Origin of the sequence: Sphingobacterium sp. UME9 (assembly GCF_014170215.1) — a bacterium.
In the GTDB taxonomy this organism is placed as follows: Bacteria; Bacteroidota; Bacteroidia; order Sphingobacteriales; family Sphingobacteriaceae; genus Sphingobacterium; species Sphingobacterium paramultivorum.
Genome location: NZ_LZZP01000009.1, coordinates 333,950 through 360,766 on the forward strand (window position 1 = coordinate 333,950; position 26,817 = coordinate 360,766).

Genomic DNA, 26,817 nt, shown 5'->3' on the forward strand with positions numbered 1-26,817 from the left:
TTATCACATAAAAAAGTTTTCCACATCGACAAATAGCTACAACAAACAGAAGTCGACTTTAAAAAAAATACACATAAAACCTTATTTACAAGCAGTTAAACACCAATTTATCTATAAAACAAGCTATTGCATGAGACGCGATTTTTCGCTCTTTTTTTTATCAAAATCAGAAATGAATTGTAAAAATTTCCTCTTTAGAAATTTAATTTTACCCAATTTTTCTATCAAAAGGGGGCAAAGTGGGAGGCACCAAAAACAGAAACAAAAGATGTGGAAGAAAGTGGGAAAATGCTACTCAAATAACCTGAACAGAATTCGTTATTGTCGAGTAAAACCAATAATTTTGCGTCAAATATAATTTTCATAACGATATGCACAGAACACACACTTGTGGAGAATTAACACTAGCTGACTTAGGGAAAACGGTTACCCTAAGTGGATGGGTTCAAAAATCGCGCGATTTGGGCGGTATGACTTTCATCGATGTTAGAGACCGATATGGTATCACACAATTAACGTTCAATGCAGATGATGATGCTTCCTTGCGCGCAAGTGCCCGTGAGCTCGGAAGAGAATATGTCATCAAGGTAACTGGAGAAGTTATCGAACGCTCTAATAAAAATGCTAAAATCTCCACTGGAGATATTGAAATAAAGGTTTCAAATCTTGAAATATTAAATGCCGCTAAATTACCCCCTTTTACAATAGAAGATGAAACAGATGGTGGTGATGACATCAGAATGAAGTTCAGATACCTCGATTTACGTCGTAACCCCGTACGTGAAAACCTTATTTTACGTCATAAGACCTCACAAGAGGTACGCCGTTATCTTGATTCCCAAAACTTCCTGGAAGTAGAAACCCCATATCTGATTAAATCAACTCCAGAGGGAGCACGCGACTTTGTCGTACCTTCCCGTATGAATCCTGGAGAATTTTATGCGTTACCACAATCCCCACAAACCTTCAAACAATTATTGATGGTTTCAGGTTTTGATCGCTATTTTCAAATTGTAAAATGTTTTCGTGATGAAGATTTGCGTGCAGACCGTCAACCAGAATTCACGCAAATAGACTGTGAAATGTCTTTTGTAGAACAGGAAGATGTTTTAAATATCTTTGAAGGGCTTGCAAAACATATCTTCAAAACAATCAAAGGCATCGACTTAGGTACTGTTCCGCGTATGACTTACGCAGATGCGATGCGCCTTTATGGATCAGACAAACCAGATATCCGTTTCGGAATGCAGTTTGTTGAACTAAACGATGTTGCCAAAGGAAAAGGTTTCCCTGTATTTGATGCAGCGGAATTAGTAGTTGGTATCAACGCGGAAAATTGTGCACATTATACCCGAAAACAACTGGATGCATTGACAGATTTTATCAAACGTCCACAGATCGGTGCAACAGGGTTGGTATATGCGCGCGTGAATGAAGATGGTTCAGTGAAGTCGTCCGTTGATAAATTTTTCACGCCAGAACAACTGTCGGCAATTGCAGTAGCGTTTCACGCGAAACCTGGTGACTTATTGTTAATTATGGCTGGTGGAACAGACAGAGTTCGCAAACAACTCAATGAATTACGCCTCGAAGTTGCGTCGCAACTTGGTTTCCGCAACAAAGAAACCTTTGCACCATTATGGGTCGTTGATTTCCCACTATTGGAATGGGACGAAGAAAATGGCCGTTTCCATGCAATGCACCACCCATTCACTTCACCAAAACCGGAAGATATCCCACTTTTAGATACCAATCCAGGAGAAGTAAGAGCAAATGCCTATGACTTTGTTTTAAACGGTGTAGAAGTAGGTGGTGGATCAATCCGTATCCATGACAGAGAGCTTCAATCGCTCATGTTCAAACATTTAGGATTCAGCCCTGAAGAAGCAAAAAAACAATTTGGGTTCCTTATGGAGGCCTTCACCTTCGGTGCTCCTCCACATGGCGGATTGGCTTTTGGTTTTGACCGACTAGTATCCTTATTGGCAGGTTTAGATTCCATCCGCGACGTCATTGCATTCCCAAAAAACAATTCGGGAAGAGATGTTATGATTGACGCACCGTCAACCATTCACCAAGAGCAGCTGGACGAGCTAAGCTTGAATATTGCAATAAAAGCATAAATTATTTAACTCGATTTTCGAGAAACAATTTATTAACAGTATATTTAAAAGTTGGTAATTTTTACCAACTTTTTTTGTGAAAAATTAGCAGATTAGATGGCAGAGAGTACCGCTAATACGTTTATTAAGGAAAGTGCGCAAAAAGCATTTGACACCAAACACCGCGATATTATCAATTACAATATCGACAAATACAGCATGGCTTTCGAAAAAGGCAAGAGCAAATTTGCGGACCTTGAAAATAGCAAGATAAAGGCGAACCTGATCAAATGGAAGGTCATGGAAAATCTCGATCGCTATTTGTTGCAATTTGAAGCAAACTTCACGGCTCGAGGCGGAAAAGTAATCTGGGCAAATGACGCGACGGAAGCCTTGGACGAAATCTATTCGATCATTGCACGTAAAAAAGCAAAATCTGTAGTAAAGTCAAAATCGATGGCGACAGAAGAGATCGAGCTTAATCATTTTCTGGCCTCCAAAAATATTGAAGCCATAGAAACTGATCTTGGCGAGTATATCATTCAGCTTCTGGATCAAAAACCTTATCATTTTGTTACGCCGGCCATGCATTTGAGCCTGGAAGATATTGCCAAGCTTTTTCACGAGAAATTTGACACACCGCTAGATGCATCTGCGGAGCAACTTACAATGAAGGCCCGTGAATTACTTCGAGATCGCTACCTATCGGCAGAAGTTGGAATTACTGGAGCCAATTTCTTAATTGCTGAAACTGGAAGTATAGCAATTACCGAAAATGAAGGAAACGCCCGATTGACATCGACCTTCCCCAAAACACATATTGCCGTTGTTGGAATAGAAAAAATCATTCCCAACCTACAAGATTTAGAAGTCTTTTGGCCACTCCTATCCACACATGGCACGGGCCAAAATCTAACGGTATACAACACGCTACTCACTGGGCCGAAACAGCCTTATGAATCAGATGGCCCCGAAGAAATGTATGTTATACTGCTTGACAATGGCCGCAGCAAGCTCTTAGCGCAAAAAGAACAACGTCAAGGTTTATACTGCATCCGTTGTGGCGCCTGTCTGAATGTATGTCCAATCTATCAGAACATCGGTGGACATACCTATGAAACGACATATCAAGGCCCAATTGGATCGCTCATATCGCCACATTTGAATGGCATGAAGGAATTTAAACACCTAAGCTACGCTTCCACACTCTGTGGAAAATGTACAGAGGTCTGCCCCGTTGGTATTGACATACAGCGCATGCTTCTCGTCAACAGAAAAGATTCAGTTGATCAAGGTCTGGCAACAAAAACAGAACAAAAAGTCTGGCAATGGTTCACCTACGGGATAATGCGCAGAAAACTGATCGATTTCTTTGGTGGGAAATTCAAAAATTTCTTTCTCAAAAAACTCTTTCAGAAAACCTGGGGAGATCAACGGGAACTACCCAAATTGGCCGACAAATCTTTCTCCAAACAATGGAAAGAACATCAAAAAAATAAAGAATAACAAAAAAGTGGCATTAGTCGATCAAACTAATGCCGCTTTTTTTGTTAGCTTCGCTCCCAAACCTCATTACAAATGACTTCTGAAAATACAAAAACTTATCTTCCCTGGATTGATTTCTTACGTATTCTTGCCTGCTTCATGGTACTCATATCCCATAGCTGCGACGCCTTTGTCGGAACATTTGACAACAGCAGCACCTTCCACCAAGGTGTGTTCTGGGGAAGTATTGTTCGCGCCTGTGTCCCCTTATTTGCAATGATGTCAGGTATACTCCTATTTCCTGTCAAAACCGATCTGGCCACATTTTATAAAAAGAGAATCGGAAGAATAATTGTCCCACTGATCTTTTGGTCAATTGTATTGCCAATAGCTTTTTTTGTATACCTGAACTTTATTAAAAGTAGTCCCAGTGCTTTGATCGATATGAATAATTTTACGATGCAGGCAACAATTACAAAAATTTATACAGCAATATTTAATTTTAACTACGATACTACCCCCCTTTGGTATATGTACATGTTAATTGGTCTATACCTAATCATACCTATCATTGGCAGCTGGTTGAATCAGGCAACAAAAAAAGACATTCAATATTTTCTTGCGTTCTGGATGGTCACACTCCTCATTCCATACATAAAAATGATTGCTCCAACATTGGGATATGCTGGCAACTATGAGCAGATGGGAATCTGGGGTGTCTGTAACTGGAATGAATTTGGCACCTTCTATTATTTTTCAGGTTTTCTGGGCTATATTGTGCTAGCTTATTATCTGGTCAACTATCCTTTTCAATGGTCTATCACCAAGACCATAGCGATTGCCTTACCTTTATTTATCGTTGGATTTCTAGCCACATTTTTTGGCTTTTTGGTGACCCAGAAGTACTATCCTGGGAATTATGCCAATCTCGAGGTTATTTGGTATTTCTGTAATATCAACGTAGCGTTGATGACCATTTCTATTTTTCTTGTCGTTCAAAAACTGAAGATACCCGAATCTAAATGGATAAAACGCCTTTCATCAGCCACGTTTGGTATTTACTTAGCGCATTTTATCATTGTTCAAGCATTGACAGACATCTTCTTGACTATTCCTAATCTTCCAGCCACACTGAAAATCCTCTCCATAGCGCTCCTAGGTTTTAGCTTAAGTTTTCTGATCACCAAGCTGATGGATAGTAATTCAATAACAAGAAGGTTTATCAAATAAGCGTATCCTGATGGGAGTACCGAAGCATTTTGCAATCATGTAACCTTGAGCTAGACAAAACACTTCGAATAAATGACGAGCTTAGGTAATAAGGATGAGCTTACATAATAAGAAAGAGGAAACCAATGGTTCCCTCCTCTACTAACACTCACCAATATTTAATATGAAAACTATCCTTGTTTAATTTTTATGATGCTTTTACCTCTGCATCATTTGTTTTAGTTACTTCACCTTTTTTAAAGTCCTTTCTTTTTAGCTGTCTGTCTTTTTTCCAATGTTCTTTGTGCATTTTACGATTTTCAGCGTAGGAATCCTTTAACGTTTTTTGTTGCTCTGGAGTTAACATTCCCATCATTTTTTCATGTTCTGCCACACGTTGCTTTTTCATTTTTGATCGATGTTCCTGATGTTCGGCAGCCATTTTTTGATGGTCTTTTGCTTGCTTCAAATTAAAGGCATAGATATCTTTACGCTGTTTATCTGTAAATTTCAATTTTTGATCCATGCGATCAGTTTTCATCTTAGCAACTTCCTCTGGAGTTTTATTTTTAAAACCATCGTGCATTCTTCCCATTTTATGTTTATGCACGGAAGTTTGCATTTCTTTCATTTCTGGTTTAACATCTTTTTTTTCTTGAGCGAAACCGGCTAACATCAATCCAGATAACGCCAAACTTAACATCAACTTTTTCATTTCTTTATTTTTTATAAAACCAACAATCATTCTTTTTAATAAGTACCCTTTTTCAACTTATTTATCAGTAAGAGTCTTCTCGGCTATCGAAAGTTTAATTGATGATCTGTTAAATAAAGTTAAGAAGCATTTATTGTGAGACAGCACTTAAACGGATCGGTAATGTATACGCTACACGCACTTTAAGTCCATTTTGTACTCCAGGTTTCCATTTTTTCGCTTTCTTCAATAAGTTTATCGCAGCATCTCCCGTACCAAATTTCATATCACGTTTAACAGCAATATCTGTTAGTGATCCATCTTTTTCAACGACAAAAGAAACCTCTATAACACCAGATACCCCTTGATCCAAAGCCTGTTGTGGAAAGTTATAATTCTCGGCGATCCACTTCATAAACGCAGGTAGTCCCCCTACAGGTGTTGGCATAATTTCTACTGATGTAAATGTATTGTTAGAATTATCATCAGTTCCACCTCCGGATAATGAACCATCTTTAGAACCTGTAATATCACCATCCCTTTTTGAAGAACCAAATTCACCACGCGCAATATATGTACCCGATGGACTTGCCTTCAATGTGATCCTTGAGGTCATTGTATTGGGATTTTTCAACTCATCCTGACTCACAAGTTCTTCCGTAACTTGATTTGCTTTGGCCACTTTTATATCAGGCATTCTAACCAAATCAAATTTGGACACATCTTGGGCAACCTGCTGCGGGGCTTTCTCCTGCATCATGACAGGTTCTTCAGGAACCTCCTCTTTTTCCTCTACCTTCTTTTGAATTTCTTCCAGCATGTCGGGCCCAATATCTTGTACCGTATAAATCACGGCCGGAACAGTTTGCTTAAAATATTTATTATATGCATAGGATCCTGCGATCAGCAAAACTGCAAAAGAAACAACAATTCCCAAACCCACATTTGTTGCTTTATCAGAGAGATTTCGCAACTCATAAGCACCGTACATTTTGTTGCGACCAGCAAAAATAACGTCCAGCCATTCTTTGCGGTAGATATTCAATTTAGAGTTCATCATAACATTAAAGTTTAAATCTTTTCATTATGATGAGGGAAAGCCTTATATTTCACAAAAAAATTCAAAATACTTATGAAGTCACTTTTTTCAGCTATTTTTCTACTTACATTATATGCTTGTGGTAACAATCAAAATCAATCCAAGACTGCAATTAAGCATGAAAATAAGGAAGAGACAATTTCGCCATATTTTGGTTTTTTAAACCAGCAAAAGGACTCACTAATCGCTCTTCCTATGGATCAAGCAATGGAGGGTCCCGAAAAATATAATTATGTCATTGTGGAAAATCAGGTCAGTCCGCTTGAATTTGTTCAAAATAAAATGGATAATAAAGAGAGTAACGGAAGACAGACCGCTCAGAACTTCGCGAATAGCGAAGGTTCATTATTTAAAATTAGCGATGCGATTAAATCTGGCGAATTTGGTATGCTTGTCAATAAAGCTTTTATAGACCAGTATAAAATTGAGAAGTTTACAAAAATTCAAAAAGAAACTTCTCCAGAAATTAGGGAGCAGCTTGAGAAGAAATACAATAGGAAGATTAATAAAAGTACGACAGTTGCCATCCTCAGTGATCAGTCCGAGTTTAATCTTACTGTGTTTGAAAATCAACAAGACTCTGCTTTAGCTGTATTGTCCTACGCAAAGGATGAACAGCTGATCAATTTGGATTTCCCGGCTTTATACGATGATATCAGCACTTGGCGTGTTGATGATGGCGGTCAGTTTGACAACGAGGCTTTTCAGATACTAACAGTATTACGTTCTGAGCAAGGAATTAGTTTTATCAGTATCTTTTGGGGTGCTGAGGGTTATGAACTGAACTTTTACCAGCCAAAGAAAAACTTATTTACCTCTACGGCACAGGCCTATGGGTACAGTTCCCCCTTATAAAATAAACCATTTTAAGTTTCCCCAGTACAAAAGGATAGTGCCCGGGGAAACTCAAATACCCGTATTAACTACAGATGCATCCTAGCCATAGGAGCGACGTCCTGTCCTACGAAATCTTTCTTTAAAAATTTGTGATAACCTGCAATAGCAATCATCGCGGCATTGTCGGTGCAGTATTCAAATTTTGGAATAAACACCCTCCAATTGTATTTCTCACCCATTTCAATTAAGCTTTGTCTCAGGCCAGAATTAGCCGAAACGCCGCCCGCGATGGCAATATCCTTTACCCCTGTCTCCTTTGCCGCTTTCTTTAGTTTATTCAACAGGATGGATACAATACGCGATTGTACACTAGCACATAAGTCGGCCATATTGTGGGTCAGAAAATCCGGGTTCTGTTTCAATTGATCTTGAACCAAATATAATATCGCGGTTTTCAATCCTGAAAAGCTGAAATTTAAACCAGGGATCTGGGGTTCAGGAAGCCGATAAGCTGCCGGATTACCTTCTTTTGCAAATTTATCAATAAGCGGTCCACCAGGATAAGGAAGATTCAGGATTTTAGCTGTTTTATCAAAAGCCTCCCCTGCCGCGTCATCCAATGTTTCTCCCAAAAGTTCCATTTCAAAATAATCCTTTACCAACACAATTTGTGTATGACCACCAGAAACAGTAAGACATAAAAATGGAAAATTAGGCTTCGGATCCTCAATAAAATGAGCCAGAATATGCGCCTGCATATGGTTTATATCAATTAAAGGGATATTCTGTGCAAGTGCAAATGATTTAGCAAAAGATGTTCCCACCAAAAGTGCACCTAATAATCCAGGTCCCCGCGTAAAACTCACTGCATCTATTTGATTTTTGCTTACTTTTGCTTGGCGAATGGCTTCTTCCACCGTTGGAATAATATTTTGTTGATGAGCACGTGAAGCGAGCTCGGGAATCACTCCACCATATTTTGCGTGGATTGCCTGAGTTGCAATAACATTTGAACGTATTTCACCGTTAATACAGATAGAAGCGGAGGTTTCATCACAAGAGGATTCAATCCCTAAAATAATAGCCATAGCTTGAGGTAATAAATTTTAATACAAAAGTATCAAAAAAATAATTAAAATAGTGTCAATAGTCCTTGGTAGTATATTCATTATACTGCTTGCATTGGCGTTATCCCTACAGTTGAAACCGGTACAAAATTATGTTGCCCAAAAAGCTGTCAACTATTTATCCAACGAACTAAACACCAAAATAAGCCTCAAAAGTATCTATTTCAAACCTTTTAAATCTATTGTAGTAGAAGATTTTCAACTCTATAGTCCACAGGGAAAAGAAATATTAAAATCAGGAAGGTTAGAAGCCAACGTCAACCTTTCTCAGTTCATTGAACTGAACAAGATTGTGATCAATAAACTAACCATTGAGGATACCCAAGCTACTTTTGAGCAATTTCAGGACAGCTCAAACATCTCATTTTTAATTCGTTATTTCAACCCACCTAAGAAAGAGAAAAAGAAAAGTTCAAAAAAAATCATCTTCGATTTCAAGGAACTTGTTATTAAGAACAATGCGTTTAACTATGTTAACCATAAACGTAAACATTACAATAAAGTCGTCGATTTTGGAGATTTAGGGATTTCCAAACTTAACGCCCATTTTGATAAGATAAAAATCGATTCTAATCAAATTTCAGCGAACATCAAGACATTCAATCTTCGCGAAAAGAAGGGTTTAGAGATCAAAGGCCTTCTTGGCCAAACGACGGTAAGCAATACAAGCATCGAACTCAGTGAGCTTATGCTAGCCACCAACCGTTCTACATTCAAAAATTACATCAAACTTAGCTACAACAGCTTTGACGATTTTTCGGACTTCATCAATAAAGTTCATGTAAAACTTCGTGCACGGGACTCCCGTATTCACTCCGAGGATATTGCTTTCTTTTCCTCGCCTATGCACCAAGTCAAATTTGACGTCAATATCAAGCGGGCAAATCTAGAAGGAACTGTATCTTCCATCAACGCATCACAGGTCGATTTAACAATTGGAAAAAAAACTAGTTTAGCAGGCGACCTCCAGATTATCGGTCTACCAGATATCGACAAAACTAAATTTATTGTTCCCAGCATAGCAATTTCTTCTGAGCACAAAGACTTAAATGCAGTTATTACAGATCTCGGAAATCTAAAAAATTTCAAACTCCCTGAAATTGTCCAGATCTTCGACAAATTTTCATTCAAAGGCAGCCTAAATGGATTATACAATAAATTTAAGACAAAGGGAGCTTTCACGACTGCGATCGGTAATGTTGAGGCTGATGCCTTATTGGATATTCAAAAGGAAATAAAATATGCGGGCAATTTTCAATCTAAAAAGTTCGATGTAGGTACGATAACAAAATTAAAAGACCTGGGAGCAACAGGCTTCAATTTACAGGTTGACGGAACAGGTACCGATCCTAAGAAAATGAGCTTAAAGATAAAAGGAGATCTTAGTAATTTCAATTTCAAGAATTACAGCTATCAACATATACAAATTGAAGGAAATACAGATAAACAGTTAATTCTTGCTTCAGGGCAAATATATGATCCTAATTTAAAACTACAGTTTACCACAGATATCGATTGGTCTGTCAAACCCAACTACCACCTGGATGCTGATATCCAACAAGCCAATCTAAAAAAACTCAACTTCTTTCAAGGGGATTCCATCAACATTATTAACACGAAATTCCACACCAGTTTAATTGGGGACAACATCAATAATATTACCGGCGAATTTAAATCAGACAGTGTCAATTTCACTTCCTCTAAGGGCCAATTCGTCATCCGCAACATCAATTTCCTTGCCGAAGGAGATGAAAATGCACGCTCCCTAACCTTGCAGTCGGCTATCGGACACATTGATCTCAAAGGAAGAATAGACCTCAATACAATTGTTCCTTATTTTAAAGCTTTAGCCATGCGCTACGCTCCGGCAATCGGGTTTGAAAACAACATTTTTAATCGCCAGGACTTTGACCTGAATATTAATATAACTTCTTTTAAGCCGATCGCAACATTCTTTCGAAAGGACATTGCGTTAGACAGCGGTGCAACGCTCAATGCAAAATTTGAAAGTGAAAAACAAACGGCCAGTTTTAATTTTTACGCACCCGAATTCAAGTACAATGGCATTCGACTAACTCACCTGATTGTCGATCAAAATGCCAACTTGAAGAATATGGAATTGCAGACCTCCATCGATCGCATAAATTTTACCGACAGTACCTATATTAAAAACGTCAATATTTCAAACACCTTGGCAAACGATAGTTTACAATTCAACATCAAAATGTCGGAACTTCAAGCAAGCAATAGTCTGGATCTTAATGGCGTCATACGCTTTGCCCATGCCAAACCTGCCTATATCAATTTCTATCCATCGAATATCTTAATCAATAGAGAGCGATGGCTTGTCAATAATGATGCACAATTGAAAATATCGAAAGGAAAATGGTACTTTGAAAAACTGACACTGAGTCACGACGAACAAAAAGTCCACATCGATGGCATCCTGTCCAACGAAGTCAGTGATCAGATCAATCTCAAATTTCAGGACTTTAATCTTACATCCTTAAATGGGATTACCAAGCCCCATGGCATCAATCTCTCCGGAAATTTAAACGGAAATATTGAAGTTAATTCCGTATTCAAAGCACCCTTTATTGTCGCCAATATAAAAACATCTCCTATCCTGTATAACAATATTCCGATCGGCTCATTAGCACTGAATGCCAACTACGATCCCGAAAATCAATTGGTTAAACTAGACAGCAAGATAGAGGAAGGAAATAAATTAATTCAGTTACAAGGTTCCTATAACCACCTAAGCGAAAACAATAAGCTTAATCTGAAAGCTAAACTGGAAAATACAGATGTATTTGTTTTTCAGCCATTTCTACGAAGCTTAGTATCCAATATGCAAGGCAAGGTCACTGCAGATCTTGCTATTGAAGGAGACATCCTGAATCCCAAAATTACGGGTTCTGGAAAATTGGATAACGCTTCGATGGTCATCAATTACCTAAAAACGCCATACCGCCTTTCCGACGAAATTGCGGTTACCAATAACCGAATTTTTCTCACAGGGCTAAAAGTATACGATCCCAAAAACAATGTAGCAACCATTGATGGCGTTGTAGATCTCAACAAATTGAGTGATCCCGATATCGATGTAACTGCCGAAACCAAGAATTTCATGGTATTAAATACCACAATAAAGGACAATAATGTATATTATGGCACTGCTTACGCTTCAGGCACCTTTCAGTTTAAAGGACTAACTTCCGCCATGAACATCAATATCCGTGCTAAATCCGAAGAAAATACGATTATCAATATTCCCTTCAATAGTGCCAGTACAATCTCAGATACCGACTTTATCTACTTTATTGAGAAAGACTCGACCAAAACGAAGAAAAACACTAAAAAACGAGATTTCAACGGTCTGACGATGAATATGGACCTCTTGATCAACCCGAATGCAGAAATAAATCTATTCTCCAGTATGGGCGAATTATCAGGAAGGGGAAATAGCAATCTCAACATGCGGATATCTTCATTGGGGGATTTTGAAATGTTTGGGGATTTTATCATAAACAGTGGAAAATTCAATTTCACTGCCCAAGACTATATCAACAAGATTTTTGATCTCAAAGAGGGCGGAACAGTGCGATGGGCAGGAAACCCAACCGAAGCGAATATCAATATCAATGCCATCTATCAACAAAGAACAAGCTTAGCCCCTTTGTATAATGCAGCAGGCCGGGAAGAAAATCCCGAGCGTGTATTGGCACAGGCCGACATGATCCTAAAAGGGCAGTTAAGTCAGCCGGAAATCACGTTTGATATCAACTTTCCACAAAACCCCGGGGTTAAGGATGAACTGCAAGGATACTTTTCAGATGCCAACAATGTCAATCAACAAGCGCTTAGCCTAATCGTGAGACGAAGTTTTACACCTGGTACACAGACAGACTTCGGTAAAGAAGTAAATAACACCTTGCTATCCGCAGGCACAGAAATAGCATTCAACCAAATCAACAACATCATAGCCCAATCGCTAAACATCAATTTCTTTGATATTAATATCAAATCTTTAAATGATGCATCTGCCTCGCTGCGTCTATTCAACGACAGGCTTGTTTTGACAGGAGGTATCTCCGACCGTAGAAGTCAGGCTCTAACGGATTTGAATGTATTTTCAGATCGGGTCTCAACCGATGCCGAGGCTATGTTTTATTTAAGAAAAGACGGACGTTTGGTCCTACGTGCTTCCAATCGCCTAAATACACGTAACTTTCTTCTTAGCCCCAACGACGGCGAATATATTAGTGCTTTCGGATTACTCTATCGACAGGAATTCAACACCTTCTCAGAGTTCTTGAAAAGGCTATTCCCTTTTGGCAAGAAGACGATTACGACAGCTCCTGCTGAAACAAAGAAAAGCAAGGTCAATTGACCTTTCGAAATAGTCCTTTGCTATTTCAACAGGCCTCTTCCAATTCCAGCAGACCTCTTTCAGCTCAGGCTGAGCTCGTTCAACTCGGGCAGACCAACTCCTATTCCAACCGCATGCCCCTATTCTGGGAGTCCGCTTCGATTCCACCAGTAGAACTTATCCAGCTATCCAGCTCCATATAACTACCGACACAGGCGATCTGTGGATGATCTGAACAACAAAAAAAAAGAATAGTGTAAAAGCTGCGACCACACTGCGCTGAAAATAAAAAAGTCCCTCCAAATAGATTGAAGGGACTTTCTTTTTATTTTAAAAATCGCTTATGCTAATTTCTCGAATTCTTTGTATTCAATGTCACTAGCATTCAATTTCACTAAACCTTTCAAGTGATCAAATACTTTTAAAGCTTTAGCTTCTTCGAACAAACGATTACCTTGTTCTCTATCTTGCAACAATTGAATTGCAAATTGGTTCAACTGCTCATCAGAAGGCTCTTCGTTGATGTTGTACATCTTAATTTGCGCGTAGATACGTTCTTTTGCTAAATTGATAACTTCATCATATTTAACTTCAAGACCATTTTCAGTAACAACGCGATTTTCGATGATTGTCCATTTCAAGTTATTCAAGAAATCAGCAAAACCTTCGTTCAATTCTTCTTCAGAAATGCTTGGGTTAGTTGCTTTCAACCATCTTTTCAAGAATTCTTCAGGGAAAGATACATCAACCTTCTCCATACCAAAAGTATACATATCATTACGTAATCTTTGATCTGAATTTTGTTTGAATAAATTCTCAACTTCTTCTTTCACTTTTTCTGTGAATTGAGCTTCTTCTGTTACTTCACCTTCCGCGAATAATTTATCGAAAAATTCTTGGTTAAGATCAGCTTCTTCTAAGCGGTTGATATTCTTAACAGTCAATTCAAATTTAGTGACGTCTAAAGCAGTTGCTTCTTCCTCAGTGATACCTAAGATACGTGCTAAATCTTCAGTTTTGAATGCTTTTTTAACATCAATCTTAACAACATCGTCTTTTTTAAGACCAACTAATGATTTTTTAATCTTAGCATCTTCTACGATATCTGTACGGATAGAAGTTGTTTTTTCTAGACCTTCCTCTTTATCTTGTTTCAATGTTGCATACAATACATCACCTTCTTCAGATACTTCTGGATTAGTCATTTTTCCATAGCTACGACGCAAGTTCTTGATACGATCTGCCAATGTCTCTTCATCAGCTTTGATTTCGTACGAAGTAAATTCAGTCTCAGCGGTAAAAGGTAATTCAAAAGCAGGAGCAAGACCAATTTCATATTTGAAGTTGAAATTGTCTTTATAATCCCAGCTGTATTGTGCATCATCTTCCAAAGGAAGTGGTTGACCTAAAACTTCTAATTTATTTTCAGCAATATAATTGGTGATTTTCTCATTCACTAATTTATTGATCTCATCAAATAAAATAGATTTACCATAAGTACGTCTGATATGTCCCACTGGAACTTGACCTGGACGGAACCCTGGTAATTTTGCTTTTTTAGCTTGCGCTTTAATCTCTTTGTCGACTTGAGGATTATAATCTTCAGGTGCTAATGCGACGTTGACTACCGCATTGATTGCATCTACATTCTCGTGTGAAATATTCATACTCTTTTTAGCTATATCGCATTCATAAAAAAATCCTCCCGAGGTTTTAAGTTCGGGAGGACATCAAGTGCGGAAGAAGGGACTCGAACCCCCACGCCTCGCGGCGCCAGATCCTAAGTCTGGTGCGGCTACCAATTACGCCACTTCCGCATTAGGATTTCTTTTGATGCCACAAAGATAGAAACCAAACCTATATCCTGCAAGTATTTTCCACTCTTTTTTTTATTTTTTTTCAATATTCTCCCAATCCCTTGCATAATTCATTATTATTCATTTACTTTGAATATCAAAGTACTTTTATGGAACAGAAAGATTTATTTAGAGAACTTGGGCAGATCAGATCATTAATGGAAAAATCGTCCAAATTTGTTTCAATAAGCGGATTATCAGGTGTACTCATGGGCTGTTATGCTTTGGTCGGAACACTATTGGGATACTATATTATACATCAACCCGAAAGTATCGCTCTACTATTGGGCAAAAATCTGAATGAGCCCCTACTGTTTTTAATGATTGCGCTGATCGTCCTGTTATCATCCCTAGTGACCGGCTGGCTAATGGCACGTAAAAAGGCGAGAAAAAATAAGCAGTCGATTTGGAACATTACAAGCAAATCTCTTTTATTTGCAGTTTCAATCCCTTTACTAACAGGTGGCATGATATCCTTGTTGTTTTTTGTCCAAGGCTACTACCAGCTGATTGCTGCTATGCTGCTGATCTTTTATGGACTGGCACTGACTGCGGGTAGTATCTATACCTTTGCCGAAGCAAAAGGCCTGGGTATACTGGAAATCTGTCTGGGTTTGATTGGTATATGTTTCCCGGACAACGGATTACTATTGTGGGGATTGGGATTTGGTGTGCTACACATCATCTATGGTTTTATCGTTTACAAAAAGTACGAATCGTGAAATTAGATCTTTCCTTATATGACAAAATATTTGAAAACAGAGTTCGCCTCCAAATTATGAGTGTTCTCGCTGCCAATGAAGAATATGATTTTAATTCATTGAAAGAATTGTTGGATGTAACCGATGGTAACCTTGCTTCCAACCTAAAAACATTGGAAAAAGAGGAATACATTATTGTCGAAAAAAGCTTTGTCGACCGGAAGCCGAACACCAGATACAAAAGAACGACAAAAGGACTTAAAGCCTTTGAAAATCACCTTATTGCACTTGAAAATTTAATAAAACAGCAATACAAATAATTTTTTTATCTATTTACTTTGAAAACCAAAGTACTTTTAAAACATAATTAAATGAAAGGAATTAGACTGAAACTGATGCTGCACCTCTACAATTGGTCCTCCAAAGTGTATGCAAACATCTTTAAATGGAACAAAAAAGCCTGGGGAATCTCTAAAGCAGATTTCATGACCTACCCCATTGGAAGCATCGGCCATAATTTGGGGTTCTTTTATGAAAGTAAAGGTTTCGATGTCATGCCCAAACTGGAAAATCACGATGTCTTTCATATCCTGACTGAAACCGGAACAGAGATACAAGATGAAATTGCCATGCAATTCCTTTTGCTTGGTAATGGAAAGATAAGCCTGTATCTCATGGCAATGATTTTTATTGGCGGCACCTTATTTCCTGAATACTTCGGTTATTACAAAAAACATTTTCAAAAGGGGCGATCGCTCCAGAGCTTTCATCATTTAGAATTTAAAGAAATCCTTCATTGGCAATTAACGGAGCTTCAAATTGCCTTATACAGCAAAAACATTCAACTTAACTTAAACCGCTAAAACAATGGACTACAATAATTTACCTCCGACAGAGCAATCCTCATTTTTTGAGAAAATCAGTAATTCTACTGTCCTAAAGCTATTTGTCATTTTCTTTCTTTCCCTCATACTACTTATTCCGCTAGCCTTAATCAGCGATTTGATTGAAGAGCGGAAAAACCGCGAACAGGAAGTATCCGATGGAATTACATTAAATTGGGGAAAGGATCAGGTTATTTCAAGCCCTGTTCTCGCCATCCCCTATCGCGAGACTATCCCACTTTCTGCCGAAAAAGCCGAAAAATCTAACCTTAGAGAAGAGCTGAAATGGATATTTGTCTTACCCAAAACTTCCAATATTGCAACAGATGTAACACCACAACATCTCTCCAGAGGTATTTATAATGCGGTAGTTTACAACAGCAACATAACATTAGAAGGTTCTTTTGACAAAATATCCCTAGAAAAACTCGAGATCCCTCATGAGCAAATTGACTGGAAAGGCAGCAAGCTTATTTTCGGTATCCAGGATTTTAAAGGCTTAGGCAAGCGCCCATCCTTGAATTGGGATGGAAACGAGTTAACTTTCGATCCAGACTTTAATAATCTCAAATTATTTACTCAAAATTTAGTCTGTCCGGTATCTTTGGATCCGCAGAAAACGGACAATCGTTTCAAGATAAAACTAAATCTAAAAGGATCCAAATCATTGAATTTCCTCCCTCTTGGTGACCAGACAAACATCCAGGCTAAGGGTAACTGGGCTAATCCAAGTTTCACTGGTGCATTTTTACCGAGCAAACGTAATACCGAAACATCCAATTTTTCGGCTTCATGGGAAATCCCATCTTTCAGTCGGAAGTTACCACAACAATGGACTGGCGATGCCCGTCCAATCTATCAGTTCGATAACAACCTCGAAAATGGAAATGAGGGCAATGAGCACAAAGCGGCACAAACCGCCACCACTACACTTGCCTCTGCAAATAACCTATTGGATAACACGGACATGATTACAATTAACTTCTTACCAGATATCAACAACTATCAAAAAACAACACGGGTTGCCAAATATGGTATTTTAGTCATTCTCCTGACCTTTACTTCGCTCCTATTCACCGAGGTGATCAAGAAAAAACGGATCCATATCATTCAATATATTCTAATTGGAGCAGCGATGGTTCTTTTTTACACATTGCTACTCGCGCTATCCGAGCATATTGGATTTAATCTAGCTTATTTAACCGCTTCCGTGGCGACAGTTATGCTGATTGGCAGTTTTATTAAATCTATTACCAAAGATCAGAAATCGGCGCTGTTGCTCAGTTCAATTCTGGCTTTATTTTATCTCTTTATCTATATCCTCATGCAACTTCGGGATTATTCCCTTGTCGCTGGAACAATTGGCATCTTTATCATTTTAGCGATTTTGATGCGCATTTCGACAAAAATAAACTGGTATCAATTTGACAATAGCCATGTGGATCAATAGACAACATCTTCGACTTTATTGGGTATTGATTCAGATATTACTTAAAAAATAGGGATTTACAATTCTCATAAGCCATTTCTAAATGAAAGAGATGGCTATTTTTTTTACTTGACTTAGCATTTATGACCAAATTCTGTAACTTGCGAAGAAATTTTTCAGCGGCATAGATATGTTTAAACAGATGAAAAAACTTACAATACTTACATTAGCGATTATGGCGTGCAACCTAAGCAATGCGCAAGAAAGCAAAGGTGGAAAAAGCAATTTTAAATTAGTGTCGGAATCGCCACAACCGATCAACCCAAGTACACTTTGGGATCTTGGTCGTGTTTCGGCCGAAGGACTTTCTGCAGATGGCAAAACATTGGTATATGGTGTTTCCAATTATAATTTGGAAAGCAATTCAAGTGAAAAAAATCTATATACGATTTCACTGGCCAATGGCACCAACCATCAGTTCACCGACCAAAAAGGCGGTGAAACAGTCGTTCAGATCGACCCCAACGGCGACGTAATTTATTTGTTAAAGGGGCAGTTATGGAAGAAGAACCTATCTAAGGGTGAAGCACTTCAATTGACCAATGGCGATATCGCCTTAGAAAATGTCAAATTTTCGCCCGATGGTAAGCAAATACTCTTCAGCCAGTCCATTCTGGTAAAAAAATACCACAGTACAGATAAATACCCCGAATTGCCAAAGTCAGACGCTTATATCTATGACAACTTAGATTATAGGCACTGGGATACCTTCAATGATGGTAAGTTCAGTCATCCTTTTGTGGCGAGTTTTATTGACGGTAAAGTTGGTGAGCCGGTAGACCTATTGAAGGACCAAGCCTTCTATAGCCCTCAGGCACCATTTGGTGGCGCCGAAGATTTTGCCTGGTCTCCAGATAGCAAAGCAGTGCTGTATGTCTGTAAAAAGAAATTCGGAACAGACTATGCCGTCAGTACCAATACCGATATTTATCGCTATGATATCGCTACCGGAACGACTTCTAACCTGACAGAAGGCATGAATGGGTATGATACAACTCCAACCTACTCTCCCGATGGAAAAAGCCTAACCTGGCTCAGCATGAAGACCGATGGTTATGAATCGGACAAAAATGACATCATGCTATTTGACAAAAACAGCTCAATTCGTTTAAATCTAACAGCACATTGGGATGGTACGGTCAATAGTTTTATCTGGAGCAGTGACAATCGCAAAATCTATTTTACAGCTGCTACGAAAGGTACCGTTCAATTATTTGAACTTGAAGTACCGACCAATATCAAAGCTAAAAGTTTACCAAAAATACATCAAATTTCAGAAGGAGACTTTGACATCACCGGTATTGTAGGCCAAGTAGCGGACAAATTAATCGTTAGCTCGACAAAGTTTACCCGGGCTACAGAAATCTTCAGCTTTGATCTAAAAACCAAATCATTAACTCCGGTCACCAAAGTCAACGATGCAAAATATGCAAGCATCAGCGAAAACAAAATTGAGAAGCGTATTACAAAGGCATCCGATGGAGCAGATCTTTTTTCATGGGTAATCTATCCGCCAAACTTTGACCCTGCAAAAAAATATCCAACCATACTTTACTGTGAAGGCGGCCCTCAATCCGCTCTGACACAATTTTACTCGTTCCGTTGGAATTTACAATTGATTGCATCACAAGGTTATATCGTCATCGCTCCAAACCGTAGAGGTATGCCTGGCTGGGGGGTAAAATGGAATGAAGCTATTTCCCAAGACTGGGGCGGTCAGCCAATCCGTGATTACTTAACAGCCATAGACGATATCTCCAAAGAATCTTATGTAGATACAACACGCCGCGCGGCGATTGGAGCTAGTTATGGTGGATACTCTGTTTATCAGCTAGCTGGCGTGCATCAAAACCGTTTCAAAACTTTCATTGCGCACAATGGTTTATTCGACATGAGAAGCTGGTATGGTACCACAGAAGAACTCTTTTTCGCCAACCACGAACTGGGCGGAGCGTACTGGGATAGCAAAAATGAGAAATCCTATACCGCATTCAACCCGATTGAAAAAGCAAATAATTGGCACACACCAATTTTGATCTTTCAGGGTGGAAGAGATTATCGTGTTCCAATCGGACAAGGACTGGCAGCATTCCAATTGGCTCAGCTCAAAAAAATTAAGAGCCGTCTGGTCTACCTACCGGATGAAAATCACTGGGTTCTGTCAGGACAAAACGCACAGGTTTGGCAAAGAGAATTCTTTACCTGGCTTAAAGAAACCTTATAGAAAGCACGGTGAAATCGGATTGGAAGATCATCTACTTTCGCGACTAATAAAGTCGCTCCTAAAGTGCTGAATTTAGCAGATTAGAAACGCCACTCCATGAGTGGCGTTTCTATTTCAACTCATAATTGACCGTATCATGCTCCTATTAACCAACGATTAATATCAAGTTCTAGTTTCACTAGGGTTTTACAGGGGGTTAACAGGGGTATAACAGGGGGTCAACAGGGGTCTACCCCTATTAACCCGGTGTTAATACCCTGTAAAAAGGCAGTTAAAACGCTGCTAATTTAGAACATCGTATAAACTTGGTTACAGGAAAGTACTGGTCGGTAAAGCATAGACCAAGGGAGCAAATTTAAGGTATTGGACCGCCGACAAATTCCAACGTCCAAAGGCAATCTTATGAAAACAGAAAAGCCTGCTATATGCAGGCCCTTTATGTATATTATCCGATTTGATTGCTGAAATCTACTTTTCACCTTTTTTTCCAAAGATGGAAAGTTTGATATATTTCCCTGGCTTCTCTTTAACGTCCTTCATCAAATTATCCATTTCCTTCGAAGCATTATTGAGATTATTGTATAAAGCTTCATCATTGAGCAATAAACCGATAGATCCCTTACCACTATTAATTTTTCCAGTGATCTCCTGAAAATCATTGACTGCAGCATTTACTTTGTTCATGGTGTGTTCAAAATCCAATCGTGCAGCCTTATCGGTTATATTATTCAGATTAGACATAATCGCATTGATTTTTTCACCATTTTGTGAAAAATTGGAAGTGATTGATTCCAGATTAGCCATGATTCTATTCAGTCTTCCCTTTTCATCCCCGACCAGACCTTCGACATCTTTGGTGATGCCTTCCACATTTTTCAAAGAAGTGGAGATACTATGGATACTCTTTTTAAAGTCGTCCTGAAACTGTTTGTCTAAGACACTATTAACGACTGATAGCGTCGAGTCTAGTTTAATAGTAATGGTTTCGATCCTTTTTTGAATGGGTTCGACCTTATCCATAATATTCGGTTGAACACCTGAAGCTAAAAAATCACCATCCTTTGCCAATTCCTTACTATTGCCCATTTCGAAAACAATAGCTTTACCGCCCAATAAATCTGTACTAGAAATTCTCGCTACTGTATTTTTTGGTATATCGTAATGAGAATGGATCTTGAACTCGGTTTTGATCTTCCCATCTGCCTGTAAAATCATTTTTGAAACACGCCCAATCTGATAGCCGTTGACTAGGACAGGCTTGGAGGGAGTTAAACCATCTACAGCCGTATAGGTCGTATAAAAAGTATTATCGCTACTAAAAACATCATTTCCTTTTAGAAAGCTATATCCTATAAATAATAAAACTATTGCAACTGTTGCTAATATGCCGACTTTTGTCTCGTTTGAAATTTTCACAAATAATCTATTTAGTAATGATCATTAATTTAAGTTTAAAACAGCATAAAAGCAAATCTGTTTAGCGTTCTACAGAATTTTTATAAATTTTTAGAGCTGAAACCAAATTATCAACAATCTCCTGTTGTCCTTCATCGGACAATAGATAGCTCTCTTCTTCTCTATTACTAATAAAGCCAATTTCTGTCAATACAGCAGGCATACCTGCTTCTGCTAGTACAGCTAAACCTTTCTCCCAGAACCCTCTACTGTATCGACCTGCTTTCACATACTCGCCTTCGATCATCTGCGCCAGACGAATACTTTTTTCACGGAATCGGTTTTTCATCAAGGAGAAGATGATCGCACTTTCAGGATCTTTTGGATCAAATCCCTGGTAATTCTCTTTATAGTTTGATTCCAATAACAATGAAGCATTTTCACGAACTGCAGCATCCTGCTGTCCCAAACGATGCGAACCAGAAACCAGTGTTTCGGTACCATGTGCACTAGCGCCACTTGAATTACAGTGTATCGAAATAAATAAGTCTGCCTTATTGGCATTCGCTAAACGGATCCGTTTATAAAGCTCAACAAATTCATCCGTCGTTCTTGTGTAGATGATCTTGATACCTGGAATATCTTTCTGAATCTGCTTTCCCAATTTTAAAGCAACATCCAAGGCTACATTTTTTTCTAAAGATCGTCTTCCCTGTGCTCCGGTATCTTTACCACCGTGGCCAGCGTCAATTACAATTGTCCTTATTTGATAGTCTGGAGGCTCGGGCTGTCCATTGTTTAATTTGAAAGAATTCAATAAAAAAAATCCCAAAGTAGCAAACACAACGCTACACCATTTTCTAATTCTTAAATCTGATTTCATTGAATAATTATTTGCTCTACTATAAACGAATCAAAATGAGTCTATATTATTTCTTTAATAGATAACGATATTTAACATATTTTCTATTGCTTTTTTGACTAATTTTGTCTCTCAAAGTTTAACATTATTTCACAAAAATAACATTTGTCTTTAATTTTGAAGTCGTTAATCAACATTTTAACACTATTTATCATTCTTGCAATGAGCAATTCTAGCTTTGCTCAAAGTAATATTCCATTAAAACAGAACGGACTTCAAGGTAAAGATCCTATTTCGGCGACCAATAAATCGCAAGATACGAGTAAATCCAAAACTGTAGATACGACCAAATCTGTAAGCGATACGACCAAGAAAAAAGGAAGTGGCTTACAGGCCGAAGTGAGTATTATTGCGGTTGACTCGCAGAAATCTGAAGTTGCCAAGAATATCAGTCACCTTTATCGCGGAGCGAAGGTAAAGTATCAAGATTTTGAACTTTCTGCCGATTATATCCGTCTGGACCGAAACAAGAAAAAGATTTTGGCTTCGGGGATCTATGACAAAACGGGGAAGTATGTGGGGCGTCCGATCGTCATTATGGGAAATGGTGAATCACCGAAAACGGTAGACTCACTCTATTACGATTACGAGAAACAAGAGGGAAATACCTATGGTATTATGACCGAAGTTGATGGTGGATTTATCCAGGCCAATATTGTGCGAAAGAATATCTACGACGAAATGTCGATATACAAGGGATTATATAGTACTTGTAATCTACCCTACCCGCATACCCATTTTGGCATTCATATCACCAAAGGAATTGTTACTAAAAACCAGATTATTTCTGGTCCGGCTTATCTTGTGGTGATGGGTGTGCCTATGCCCGTGGCATTTCCATTTGCATTTTTCCCAAAACCAGATAAAAGAGCATCTGGATTTCTCTTCCCATCTTTTGGGGAAGATTATACCAGAGGATTTTCGATGCGGGATATAGGTTGGTATTTGGCCTTCAACGATTATTGGGATAGTGAGATTAGAGGTTCCTTGTATTCAAAAGGTTCATGGGAAGCTTCCATCAATACGCGCTATACCGTCAACTATAAATTTAACGGTGGTTTTAATATCCGTTACGCCAATACCAAAACGGGTATTGAAGGAACATCTAATTATGGCTCCAATAAGGATTTTAATGTCACTTGGAACCATACCCAGCGCCAGGAAGCCAATCCAGGAACATCTTTCTCAGCAAGTGTTAACTTTGGTACAAGTTCTTTCTTTCAAAACACCGGAACCGGAAGTACACAAAACACCTATGAAAATCTTGCACGTAACCGTATGGGATCGTCCATCAGTTATGGAAAAGTATTTGCCGATGGCAAGGTAAACCTCACGGCCAGCTTAACGCATAATCAGGATATGGCTACGCGCAGTATACAGATGAGTTTACCAAATATCAGCTTAAACGTATCCTCTTTCAATCCATTTGACAGCAAAGACCGTGTCGGTGAACAAAAATGGTATCAACGAATTAATGTCGGCTATAGTTTCCAAGCACAAAACTCGGTAAGCACCATTGATACATTGTTATTTAAACCAGGGGGATTCAAGAAATTCCAAAATGGCTTCCAACACAATATTCCAATCAGTTTATCACTCAATGCTTTTAAATATTTTCAGTTCAACACCAGTGTAAACTATACCGAACGTTGGTATTTGCAAAGTACACGACAAAGCATCGACAATACGGCCGCAGGTTATAAACAACGTATCGATACCGTTCAGGGATTCAATCGTGCATACGATTATTCTGTTTCGACCGGACTTTCGACCAAGGTTTATGGTAATTATTATCCGAAAATCGGTAACCTTCAGCAGATCAGACACGTCGTCACACCGTCGATCAACCTGAACTATAGACCCGATTTTTCGGATCCAAGATATGGTTTCTATCAGCAATATAACGATCAATATGGAAACAGAAATGTATACTCAATCTTTAGTCAGGGTGTCTACGGATCTCCTTCTGCAGGAAAATCTGCAGGGATAGGTTTTTCCATTGACAATAACATCGAAGCAAAGGTCAAAAGTAAATCCGATACCACAGATGGTGGCTTAAAGAAAATCCCTATTCTTCAAGGTCTGACGTTCAGCGGAAATTACAACTTTGTTGCCGACTCGCTGAAGTTGTCCCCAATTACTTTCTCTGGCCGTACAGCTTTTTTCGACCAAAAGATGAATGTAAACTTCAACGGTACATTTGATCCCTATTCGGTCAACGAAAATGGTGTCCGCGTCAATCGCTATGCCATTAAAGACGGTAGCCTTGCTCGTCTGACAAACTTTGGTCTTTCCTTTGACTATAGTCTGAATCCTAAGGCTGCGAAATCACGTAATAACAATATCGACTCTTTAAGAAAAGAAATGTCTGGAGCAGGTATGACTCCTGAGCAAGCACAGGCCTTAGCTCGAATCAGCTCAGATCCAAACGCATTTGTGGACTTTAACATCCCATGGAACCTTGCGGCATCGTTCAGTTTCAATATGGCAAAATCGTTCAACTCCAGTACGCGGAGAATGGAAAGTCAAATCACAAGTACCTTAAACTTACATGGTGATTTCAGTGTTACGCCCAAATGGAAAGTCACCTTTCAATCGGGATACGATTTCAAACAGAAGGAAGTGGTCATGACCTCTTTCAATATCTATCGAGATCTGCATTGTTGGGATATGTCATTTGGCTGGATGCCTTTTGGGCGGTTCCGAAGCTATAACGTCACCATTCGTGCAAAGGCATCGATCTTACAAGATCTTAAGCTCACAAAAAGAGCCAGTTCAGGAGGCAGTTATTTTTAAAATAACTGCTTTTTTTTTGAAATGCCGTACTTGTATTGGTCAGCAGAACCGTCAGTTTTTTTCAAAAAACTTCTTCCATCAAATACATTTTTACCATTTCGTTGAGCCGCAATTTTATGTAAGTTTATATCCTGAATCTTTTGGTATTGAATTTTCATTTTTTAGGCGCTAGCGCATGGACATTTTAACACCAAAAGATTAAGAAAATCCAACACTATCCTCCACAGATGCATTTTTCAAAGTAGGGAGGTGGTTGCATAATTATTTTAAAGATGAAAGCAGAGATTATTACCATAGGCGATGAGATCCTCATCGGGCAGATCATTGATACCAATTCAGGCTGGATTGCCAAGCAACTGCTCCAATTCGAAGTCGATATCGTTCAAATGACATCGATCCCAGATACCGAAGAGGCTATTTCAACGACATTGAAAGAGGCCTCAGCTCGAGCAGATCTTATTTTAATCACCGGAGGTCTGGGCCCGACGAAAGATGATGTGACAAAAAAAACTGCCGCAGCGTATTTTGGAACCACCTTGATACGGGATGAGCATGTACTTCGGCACGTGACCAACATATTTGAATCGCGCAATCTAAAAATGCTCGACATCAATCTGCAGCAGGCCGATGTTTTGGCAAATTGTGAAGTCCTATTTAACGACTATGGTACTGCACCTGGCATGTTGGTACACCAGAACCAAAAGAAGTTTATTTTTATGCCTGGAGTGCCATTTGAGATGAAATTTCTGATGGAAAAACATGTGTTGCCTTTATTAGCCAAACAGGATCCTGACTTATTTATCTGTCATGAGACAATTTTGGTCGGCGGAATCGGAGAATCTTATTTGGCAGAAGAAATAAAGGATATTGAATCAGAACTTCCTTCAAGCATAAAATTGGCCTATCTACCAACCTTGGCCTTTATCCGATTGAGACTCTCTGGTAAAAGCAGGAATAAATCTGACATTATGCTCCAGGTTGCCCTTTTTAAAACAAAGCTACTCCATCGTTTACAACAATATGTCATTGCAGATTATGATACCAGCATCGAACCTTATTTAATTAAAGAGCTTGGCCGCCGAGGTGCTACATTGACTACCGCAGAAAGCTGTACAGGCGGTAGCCTTGCCGCTTCAATAACCGCAGTAGCGGGAAGCAGCGTTATATTCCTTGGTGGTACTATCCCCTACTCCAACGCTTTAAAACAACAATTGTTGAACGTCAAAGAAGAAACACTGATCCAATATGGCGCAGTAAGTGAGCAGACTGCTATCGAAATGGCTTCGGGTTCAAAAAAGGCATTTTCGTCGGATTATGCTATTGCGACAACTGGGATAGCGGGGCCAGGTGGTGGAACAATTGAGAAACCAGTTGGCACTATCTGGGTGGCTGTTGCGGGAAAAAAAGAAGTTTTAACCAAGAAGTTTCAGTTTAATAACGAAAGACTGATCAACATCGAACGTACCCGTATGAATGCTTTATTACTTTTGTGGAAGTTGCTTGTAAAAGAAAAAGAACAAGATACACAATAAAGTAAAATAATATTTCAACAAACACGTTATTTAAGGAATAATATTTTAAATTGTTGAAAGTAAACCACAATTTATTTAACTTCGTTTTTCTAT

At 38.8% G+C, this 26,817-nt stretch carries 20 protein-coding genes and 1 tRNA gene; 13 read left to right on the forward strand and 8 right to left on the reverse strand.

The features are described 5' to 3' along the window. The first annotated feature begins 371 nt into the window (after positions 1 to 371). The 3 genes from aspS (at position 372) to A9970_RS14695 (ending at position 4,817) form a co-directional block, all read left to right on the forward strand. A complete protein-coding gene (gene aspS, locus A9970_RS14685) occupies positions 372 to 2,123 on the forward strand; it encodes an aspartate--tRNA ligase (protein ID WP_153846542.1) in 1,752 nt (583 codons plus the stop codon). A gap of 96 nt (positions 2,124 to 2,219) precedes the next feature. Next, positions 2,220 to 3,608, forward strand: coding sequence for a LutB/LldF family L-lactate oxidation iron-sulfur protein (locus A9970_RS14690; protein WP_153846541.1), 1,389 nt, complete (start codon positions 2,220 to 2,222; stop codon positions 3,606 to 3,608). A 72-nt stretch (positions 3,609 to 3,680) separates the two neighbouring features. Beyond that, positions 3,681 to 4,817, forward strand: coding sequence for an acyltransferase (locus A9970_RS14695; RefSeq protein WP_182329973.1), 1,137 nt, complete (start codon positions 3,681 to 3,683; stop codon positions 4,815 to 4,817). A 187-nt stretch (positions 4,818 to 5,004) separates the two neighbouring features. On the opposite strand, the gene A9970_RS14700 is transcribed toward A9970_RS14695, so the two are convergent. Together A9970_RS14700 and A9970_RS14705 are read right to left on the reverse strand one after the other, a co-directional pair. Further along, positions 5,005 to 5,541 carry a hypothetical protein gene (locus A9970_RS14700; protein WP_088160412.1) on the reverse strand — a complete coding sequence of 179 codons (537 nt, stop codon included), beginning with the start codon at positions 5,539 to 5,541 and terminating at the stop codon, positions 5,005 to 5,007. A 100-nt stretch (positions 5,542 to 5,641) separates the two neighbouring features. Beyond that, positions 5,642 to 6,550 (reverse strand): energy transducer TonB, encoded by a 909-nt coding sequence (locus tag A9970_RS14705; protein ID WP_088160411.1) that lies wholly within the window; start codon positions 6,548 to 6,550, stop codon positions 5,642 to 5,644. A 72-nt stretch (positions 6,551 to 6,622) separates the two neighbouring features. On the opposite strand from A9970_RS14705, the gene A9970_RS14710 reads away from it, so the two are divergent. Next, entirely contained in the window at positions 6,623 to 7,444 is an 822-nt protein-coding gene (locus A9970_RS14710) for a hypothetical protein (protein ID WP_182982827.1), read from the forward strand. Positions 7,445 to 7,512: 68 nt separating this feature from the next. Here the strand turns inward: A9970_RS14710 and tsaD are convergent, their stop codons facing one another. Beyond that, on the reverse strand, positions 7,513 to 8,514 hold the full coding sequence (tsaD, locus tag A9970_RS14715; RefSeq protein ID WP_182982828.1) for a tRNA (adenosine(37)-N6)-threonylcarbamoyltransferase complex transferase subunit TsaD: 1,002 nt from the start codon (positions 8,512 to 8,514) through the stop codon (positions 7,513 to 7,515). 52 nt (positions 8,515 to 8,566) lie between these two features. Here tsaD and A9970_RS28925 point away from each other — a divergent pair, with 52 nt between their 5' ends. Both A9970_RS28925 and A9970_RS14725 read left to right on the forward strand, forming a co-directional pair. Further along, the gene (locus tag A9970_RS28925) at positions 8,567 to 12,946 is read left to right on the forward strand and encodes a translocation/assembly module TamB domain-containing protein (RefSeq protein ID WP_182982829.1); all 4,380 of its coding nucleotides are present in this window, start codon (positions 8,567 to 8,569) and stop codon (positions 12,944 to 12,946) included. Beyond that, complete coding sequence (locus A9970_RS14725) at positions 12,943 to 13,128, forward strand: hypothetical protein (protein WP_182982830.1); 186 nt, start codon at positions 12,943 to 12,945, stop codon at positions 13,126 to 13,128. The genes A9970_RS28925 and A9970_RS14725 overlap by 4 nt, the downstream gene beginning before the upstream one ends. A gap of 138 nt (positions 13,129 to 13,266) precedes the next feature. On the opposite strand, the gene A9970_RS14730 is transcribed toward A9970_RS14725, so the two are convergent. Continuing rightward, entirely contained in the window at positions 13,267 to 14,592 is a 1,326-nt protein-coding gene (locus A9970_RS14730; RefSeq protein ID WP_153846535.1) for a trigger factor, read from the reverse strand. A gap of 68 nt (positions 14,593 to 14,660) precedes the next feature. Then, positions 14,661 to 14,742: transfer RNA gene (locus A9970_RS14735), tRNA-Leu, on the reverse strand. A 149-nt stretch (positions 14,743 to 14,891) separates the two neighbouring features. Between A9970_RS14735 and A9970_RS14740 the strand changes: the two genes are divergently transcribed. The 5 genes from A9970_RS14740 (at position 14,892) to A9970_RS14760 (ending at position 20,079) form a co-directional block, all read left to right on the forward strand. After that, positions 14,892 to 15,503 carry a hypothetical protein gene (locus tag A9970_RS14740; RefSeq protein ID WP_153846534.1) on the forward strand — a complete coding sequence of 204 codons (612 nt, stop codon included), beginning with the start codon at positions 14,892 to 14,894 and terminating at the stop codon, positions 15,501 to 15,503. Next, entirely contained in the window at positions 15,500 to 15,802 is a 303-nt protein-coding gene (locus A9970_RS14745) for a transcriptional regulator (protein WP_075991269.1), read from the forward strand. The genes A9970_RS14740 and A9970_RS14745 overlap by 4 nt, the downstream gene beginning before the upstream one ends. 51 nt (positions 15,803 to 15,853) lie before the next feature. Then, positions 15,854 to 16,345: a hypothetical protein gene (locus A9970_RS14750; RefSeq protein ID WP_153846533.1), complete on the forward strand. Its 492-nt coding sequence runs from the start codon at positions 15,854 to 15,856 to the stop codon at positions 16,343 to 16,345. A gap of 4 nt (positions 16,346 to 16,349) precedes the next feature. Further along, entirely contained in the window at positions 16,350 to 17,816 is a 1,467-nt protein-coding gene (gene creD / locus A9970_RS14755) for a cell envelope integrity protein CreD (RefSeq protein ID WP_182982831.1), read from the forward strand. 181 nt (positions 17,817 to 17,997) lie between these two features. Next, positions 17,998 to 20,079 carry a S9 family peptidase gene (locus tag A9970_RS14760; RefSeq protein WP_182982832.1) on the forward strand — a complete coding sequence of 694 codons (2,082 nt, stop codon included), beginning with the start codon at positions 17,998 to 18,000 and terminating at the stop codon, positions 20,077 to 20,079. 468 nt (positions 20,080 to 20,547) lie between these two features. Here the strand turns inward: A9970_RS14760 and A9970_RS14765 are convergent, their stop codons facing one another. Further along, the gene (locus tag A9970_RS14765; protein WP_159731852.1) at positions 20,548 to 21,495 is read right to left on the reverse strand and encodes an MlaD family protein; all 948 of its coding nucleotides are present in this window, start codon (positions 21,493 to 21,495) and stop codon (positions 20,548 to 20,550) included. 61 nt (positions 21,496 to 21,556) lie between these two features. Continuing rightward, entirely contained in the window at positions 21,557 to 22,357 is an 801-nt protein-coding gene (locus A9970_RS14770; RefSeq protein WP_153846529.1) for an N-acetylmuramoyl-L-alanine amidase, read from the reverse strand. A 201-nt stretch (positions 22,358 to 22,558) separates the two neighbouring features. On the opposite strand from A9970_RS14770, the gene A9970_RS14775 reads away from it, so the two are divergent. Continuing rightward, the gene (locus A9970_RS14775; RefSeq protein WP_220801617.1) at positions 22,559 to 25,192 is read left to right on the forward strand and encodes a putative LPS assembly protein LptD; all 2,634 of its coding nucleotides are present in this window, start codon (positions 22,559 to 22,561) and stop codon (positions 25,190 to 25,192) included. Here A9970_RS14775 and A9970_RS14780 read toward each other — a convergent pair. Beyond that, positions 25,189 to 25,350, reverse strand: a complete 162-nt coding sequence (locus A9970_RS14780) for a hypothetical protein (RefSeq protein ID WP_182982833.1) — start codon at positions 25,348 to 25,350, stop codon at positions 25,189 to 25,191. The two genes, A9970_RS14775 and A9970_RS14780, sit on opposite strands and share 4 nt — an antisense overlap. A 114-nt stretch (positions 25,351 to 25,464) precedes the next feature. Between A9970_RS14780 and A9970_RS14785 the strand changes: the two genes are divergently transcribed. Next, positions 25,465 to 26,724, forward strand: a complete 1,260-nt coding sequence (locus A9970_RS14785; RefSeq protein WP_182982834.1) for a competence/damage-inducible protein A — start codon at positions 25,465 to 25,467, stop codon at positions 26,722 to 26,724. Positions 26,725 to 26,817: the final 93 nt, after the last annotated feature.